Genomic DNA, 481 nt, shown 5'->3' on the forward strand with positions numbered 1-481 from the left:
GAATTTTCCAACCCGGTGATCCTGTCGGACACGGAGAACAGGATCCACATATCCGGCACCGGAGGCGGGGGAACGGGGCTGACCTTCGCATCGGCGGTATTTTCCGGCGGGCTTTTTTCCATCGCGCAAAACCAGAAACCCGTCTCCCTCGTAGACCTCCCCGAGCCCCTGGACATCTTCGACCGCTCCGCCCTGGCCTACTTTAGCTCGGGCAAAGCCGTCGTTGCATGGTCCGGGATCGACGCGGGCTCCGGTGAAAACCATATCTTTGCGATCTCAACGCCCGCACCCGCCTTTCCTCCCCAGCCCCAGGACGAATCCGGGTGCACGGTAAACGGCAGGCGCCCCATCGCCGGCAGCGGGGTCTGGGACACGGTGCTGATCCTTGCTTCCGCCCTCTTTTTCTTCCTGCGCTCCAGGTTGCCGAGAGGGGGCAGAAAAGCTTAACGTTCGGTGAGAAAGATACTCCTCTACATAGCAG

Annotated in this window: 1 protein-coding gene; it reads left to right on the plus strand. The window is 61.1% G+C overall.

Annotated features, from left to right (window positions below):
* A partial coding sequence (locus GTN70_03625) for a hypothetical protein (GenBank protein ID NIO16078.1) occupies positions 1-447 on the plus strand: 447 nt, incomplete at its 5' end.
* Positions 448-481: the final 34 nt, after the last annotated feature.

The sequence above is a fragment of the Deltaproteobacteria bacterium genome, from assembly GCA_011773515.1.
GTDB lineage: Bacteria > Desulfobacterota > Deferrimicrobia > J040 > J040 > WVXK01.